The sequence below is a fragment of the Cohnella fermenti genome (genome assembly GCF_004801405.1).
Taxonomy (GTDB): Bacteria; Bacillota; Bacilli; order Paenibacillales; family Paenibacillaceae; genus Cohnella; species Cohnella fermenti.
This window is the reverse complement of the sequence record NZ_SSOB01000087.1, coordinates 1-4,728: the sequence shown is the minus strand read 5'-3', so window position 1 is coordinate 4,728 and position 4,728 is coordinate 1. Positions and strand designations below refer to the sequence as shown.

Genomic DNA, 4,728 nt, shown 5'->3' with positions numbered 1-4,728 from the left:
CGGAAAGTCCAGTCCCTTTTTGATTTTCAAAGAACGAAGTACTGGGAATTTGGCGACCGATTCCCAGCCCCCTCGGGGGCTGGGAACTAGCCTTCAAGTGCTTTCAAAACATACTATACGAGGGGGAATGTCTTTGTACGCCTCCAACTCCGTCCGCCCCGTCGGGCGGACACTGAGGGAACCGCTCTGGAGCATCCCAGCGACGATGGACAGAAACTGCCTTGCTGGGCGCGAGCCGTCGACCTGCTCGCTCTGCTCGTTCGAGAGAGAGAGTAGCGTCTGCCAGCCCTTGTCGAGCCGCTCGCGCAGTTCTTCCGCCGTCGCCGCGCCGACTTCCACAGCGAACTCCAACATCGATTCCAGGCCGAGGTACAGCCAGGCCGTTGCCTCGGCCAACCGCCCGTGCGTTTGTGTCGGCTGGGCAAGGGCGCGTCGTGCCTCGAACGTGTGGGCAAGGCGGGAGAGAAAGTCCGGGTCGCTCATCCGCTCTCCGATCCGCCGCACGTAACCGGTCATCGCTTGTCCGAGTAAATGCTGTTCCCCCTGGGCTGCTGTCAGCTTGTCGAGGTCAACGCTCCCCGTTCTCACCTCGGCGGATTGCATCCGGGCATTGCTGGAATGTCCGTCAGGGAGCATCTCACCGGTGGCGATCACCAGACCGCGCGGCGGGTAGTCCGGTCGAAGCGAAGCGTCCGCCCGCATCCGGCCCCGTCCGACGCGATCTCCGTAAGACCGCAGAAGTGACTGGGCGATCTGCTCCATCTTGCGCGCTTCGACCGGGTTGGAGCTGGGGTGAAAGTCGTCGATCCACAGCACCGAGTCCTTGGTGTCGAAGCCGCGTCGCTCCAGCGAATTGGCAGTGTCCTTGAAGCTGGCTGGCGCTCCTTTTGGGGAGAAGCGGCCGAAGTGGCTCAGAAAAAGTGCCGCCAGCGTCGACTTTCGCGTCCCCGTTTGCCCGTAAAGCCACACGACAAAGGATGGCTCGATGCCGGAAGTCCGAAGCGCTTCGCAAAGCGGCGCAAGATACACAAGGGCGAGCAAAAGCGTCGTCACGTCGGGAGTGGCCACCTCCAGCAAGGACAGACTGTGCCTTACGGCGGCTTTGAGGTCATCCGCTTCCTCCGGCAAGGCGTAGCGGGACAGTCGGCGATCCACTTCCACAGTCACCTCCGGTTCCCCAAGACAGCCCCCGGCATGGAGATAGCGCCAATGGCCGTCGATCTGACGAAAGCCCAGATGCCCGTAAACTCTCGTGCTTCCGGCATGGAAGGCAAGCTGCTGGATCGCGTGCCGCATCTTGTCCTTGCTGATCGCCCCGGGCTCCAGATTGGCGTCGATGCCCCACTGCGAGATCCACTTCATCTCAGGGAATTCATCCTGCCGAACCGTGAGCGAACGGAGCCGTCTGCCGTCCCGCAGAAGCACGCCTTCCAGTTCCAGTTCGCGATAAACATCAACGCCGTTATCGACTTCAACATTTCGCAGCGGGATCGCGATAAAGTTTCCGACCGCATTAAAGCCGCTTACCTCGCCGTTCTTGTTGTAAGCAGGTTCGACTAGCCTGCCATGTTGTAGTTGATAGCGAGTCCGCTGCAGTAATTTTTCGACCTGCTCCAGAAGAGAAGGGTCATCCTGCCGGTAAAAACGGGCGGGACTGTTCGTTGGGGTTCCTGCCGAATCGGTCGCCACGCTGCCGAAGCAAGCCTTGATTTGCCCGGCATCGCAGTTAAAAGTTGTACAACGGGCAGGCCCGAAAGCCCCGCGTCCGGCATTGGCCCGAATCTGAGCGATCCGTTCCTCGCTGCGCTGGTTGTGTTTATCTGAGAGCCTGGAGAAGGCCAAGGCTTCATCGTAAGCTCCCAGGGCGGAGAGCAGAGAAACGATGCGGAACCAGGTCTCTTCATCGCAGCCGCCGCTTTTCTGAAGCTGAACCGCTTCTTTGATCTCCCGACACTGATTCATCATGTGCTCCAGGCGTCGTCCTTTTTCCGAACGGGAAGACTTCGGCGACATTGCCGATGGAGAAAAGACGGTTGTAGATGTTGATGCCGTCGTCAACGTAGACGTCGACGTAGACGTCGACGTAGATGCGGTTGGCGATGTCGGGGTATCCGTTTCCGTTCCCTCGAAATCGTCAAACAAAGCGTCAGCCGTGTACTGGGATGACATGTGCATCAGCATCCAGTCTGGAGCCGGTGCCAGATCAATGTCCTCTGGACTTCGACCTTCTACCCACTCGTAGGCAATTCCGTTTCGATGGATGGAAGGCGGGAGAACCGTTTGTTGGCCGTCGCCCAGAAATGCAAGCTCTTGGTGCTCCGCGTCGGAACGGGCGTCGGTAAACTTCCTGAGCGGAGGACCCGGGGGAGCGGCAAACAGGTAACGATGACCCAAACCGGGAGTCGTGAATTCCCATGTCAGAGGTATCTCACCGCCCGACAGCTTCTGGAGCCGTATGCGACCATAATCCCCATCAACGTCAATGGCGACGATTCCGCCCCGCGTTCCCGTAATGGCACCGATGTTTGCGGTTTTGTACTTGTTGAACCAGCCCGACACCTCTTCCGGATGGTCGGATGCTTTGTTAATCCAGTTTCCGAGCAAAGGAGCCTTGCCCGGATTGGCGCAGCGTTTACGATGGTCCTCCTTCATTCCGAGATGGTCTCCGGAACAAAGGGGGATGATTTTTAAGTCTCGGCGTGCGTACGCGACGGCTGCATTGAGGATGTTTTCCTGTTGATTGTGCAATGGCTTCTCCTCCTTGCGTTGATGGGAAGCCTCCGCCCAGTGAGGCGGAGACTTCCGGACGGCTAGACTTGAGTGGAAGCGTCGTCGACTTCCGTTTCGTCATCCGTCTCTTCATCCGCTTCGTCGTCGGGGACATCCTCCACATCAACGATGTTGGTGTAGGTTTTACCGTTTCGAACCGCTTCCTCGACCGTAAGCAGAAGCTGCTGCCCGATCAATAAGTCCGTTTGGAGCGGCTGGTCTCGGTCTGGCATCGTCCCCGTTACCGTCAGCAGCTTGTGGAAAGACGAGGAAGTGAAGCGAAAGTCGGGCTTGAGCAGGAAAGATTCCGACAAGCCGTGAACATCGTCGCCTGTAACAGTAATGATGATTTTCAAAAACGGCCTGCCATTGACGTCAACGATGATGGCATCCGTGATCTCCGCGAGGTAACGCCCGTTTGGCAGGCCGTCGTACATCGGACGAATAATCGAAGGAGCCGTGTTTGTAAGGATGGGCGCAGGACTTTCAACCAAGCCCTCGGAAGGGCGCGTAGCTTTCAGTGACGATTGCGGTTTTTTAATGGGTGGCATGGGTATAACCTCCGTAAATTGGATTTGGTTTGATTAGTTGAAAGGAGCCGCTGCCGCAGTGACCGGCCCCTGTCGATTCCGACTACGGCTGCTTACTCGTCGCTCTCGTCGTCCGGCGACGCCGAATTGTCTCCGATCGTGATCGGAACAAAGGCGATAGGCAGTTCAACGTCTTCCGAAATATACTCTACTTCCCGGAACGAGAGGCTCGTTCTTCCGTTAAAGTCGAGTTGCAGATCGTCCGTCAGAAGATCGACCAGTGCTGCGGAGTAAACGCAACGCTTCTTTCCCGTCGGCCGCAACCGGTAAAAGGTACCGGCTTTGGAGAACTGCTCGCAAATGGCGATCCCGTTCTCAATAAGCGAGATTTGAATCTTTTCAGGAGAACCAATGGTCTCTAGCAACTCTTCGGAGAGAACAACCCGCTTGCCGTTCTTGCTTGTATTGACGATGGTCAGCGTGCTCGGCTCTGCGGCATCCCGGCTTTCGTACTTGGTTTGAATCGGAATGAGGTTTTGTACGGAAAATTTGGTGGTCATAATGGCTCCTTTCGCGGCAGTATGTTGCCAGCTTAATTTGTTAACTGTTGTTGACTGGTGACGAACACTTATTCCAGACAGACCTCCTTTGCAAGAAGAGTCAATCCTTGGCTTTAATGCATACCGAATCTTAATGTTCAATTCGCATTTGCCAGAATTGCAACTGAATTTGAAGTTATCAAATTGCGGAGTGCCTTCTTGCTTCTTACATTCCCGAGTATAGCAACTGCCATCGACCCTGCATTGAGGGCAACGGATTGCTGGTTTTACCCGTACCAAAAAAAGGAAGGCCCTGAGCATTAACTCAGAGCCTTCTCCACTATTCCTTTATTCACGATTTGCTTTCAGATTCTTCAACAATTCTTTGACACGTTGTAAATCTTCATTAGAGGGTCTATTGAGAATCGCATCAGGAACGGCATTTACTTGGTCCCGCAAAGAAGCTCTTGCTGCTTCGACCACATCTTTAATATCCTCAAGTTGTAAGGGGAGGAGTTCAATATCTAGTTCGGATTGTTCGTTATCGGCAAATCGTTCTATCTCAAGCTGCCTCGACGTAAGCACTTCCTGAAGTATTTTTCGCCAAAGAGCAGAAGTTTCTTTTATCATGTGATTGTAATATCGTATGAGGTATTCCTTGTCAGCGTCGTTAAGAAAAATAATCTGCTTATCTTTTTCATCTCCAAGCAGATTATTCAGGTCATTTTTTAATCCTCTGATCGGACTTTCTTTCATATCGGAATGTCGCCGCTCACTTCCGTTGACGGAAGCAGAGCGGCGATTTTTCATATCCACTGACGGAGCGAGTTGGCTATAATTGGCGGAGGGGCAGCGTGAGATTACCGACAATCATAGGGGGTACGGCGGAG

4 protein-coding genes are annotated in these 4,728 nt (G+C 54.8%); all 4 read right to left on the bottom strand.

Annotated elements, in window-relative coordinates:
• Window positions 1-93: 93 nt before the first annotated feature.
• The 4 genes from E6C55_RS32990 to E6C55_RS32975 all read right to left on the bottom strand — a co-directional run bounded on the left by E6C55_RS32990 (window position 94) and on the right by E6C55_RS32975 (window position 4,594).
• Window positions 94-2,748 (bottom strand): bifunctional DNA primase/polymerase, encoded by a 2,655-nt coding sequence (locus E6C55_RS32990; RefSeq protein ID WP_136374086.1) that lies wholly within the window; start codon window positions 2,746-2,748, stop codon window positions 94-96.
• 62 nt (window positions 2,749-2,810) lie between these two features.
• Entirely contained in the window at window positions 2,811-3,320 is a 510-nt protein-coding gene (locus E6C55_RS32985) for a hypothetical protein (protein ID WP_136374085.1), read from the bottom strand.
• Between the two features lie 92 nt (window positions 3,321-3,412).
• Window positions 3,413-3,859 (bottom strand): hypothetical protein, encoded by a 447-nt coding sequence (locus E6C55_RS32980; protein WP_136374084.1) that lies wholly within the window; start codon window positions 3,857-3,859, stop codon window positions 3,413-3,415.
• Between the two features lie 327 nt (window positions 3,860-4,186).
• A complete protein-coding gene (locus tag E6C55_RS32975) occupies window positions 4,187-4,594 on the bottom strand; it encodes a hypothetical protein (RefSeq protein ID WP_136374083.1) in 408 nt (135 codons plus the stop codon).
• Window positions 4,595-4,728 lie beyond the last annotated feature (134 nt).

Coding starts and splice junctions, on each gene's coding strand:
- E6C55_RS32985 (WP_136374085.1), bottom strand. CDS start 3,320: ATGCCACCCATTAAAAAACCGCAATCGTCACTGAAAGCTACGCGCCCT.
- E6C55_RS32975 (WP_136374083.1), bottom strand. CDS start 4,594: ATGAAAGAAAGTCCGATCAGAGGATTAAAAAATGACCTGAATAATCTG.
- E6C55_RS32980 (WP_136374084.1), bottom strand. CDS start 3,859: ATGACCACCAAATTTTCCGTACAAAACCTCATTCCGATTCAAACCAAG.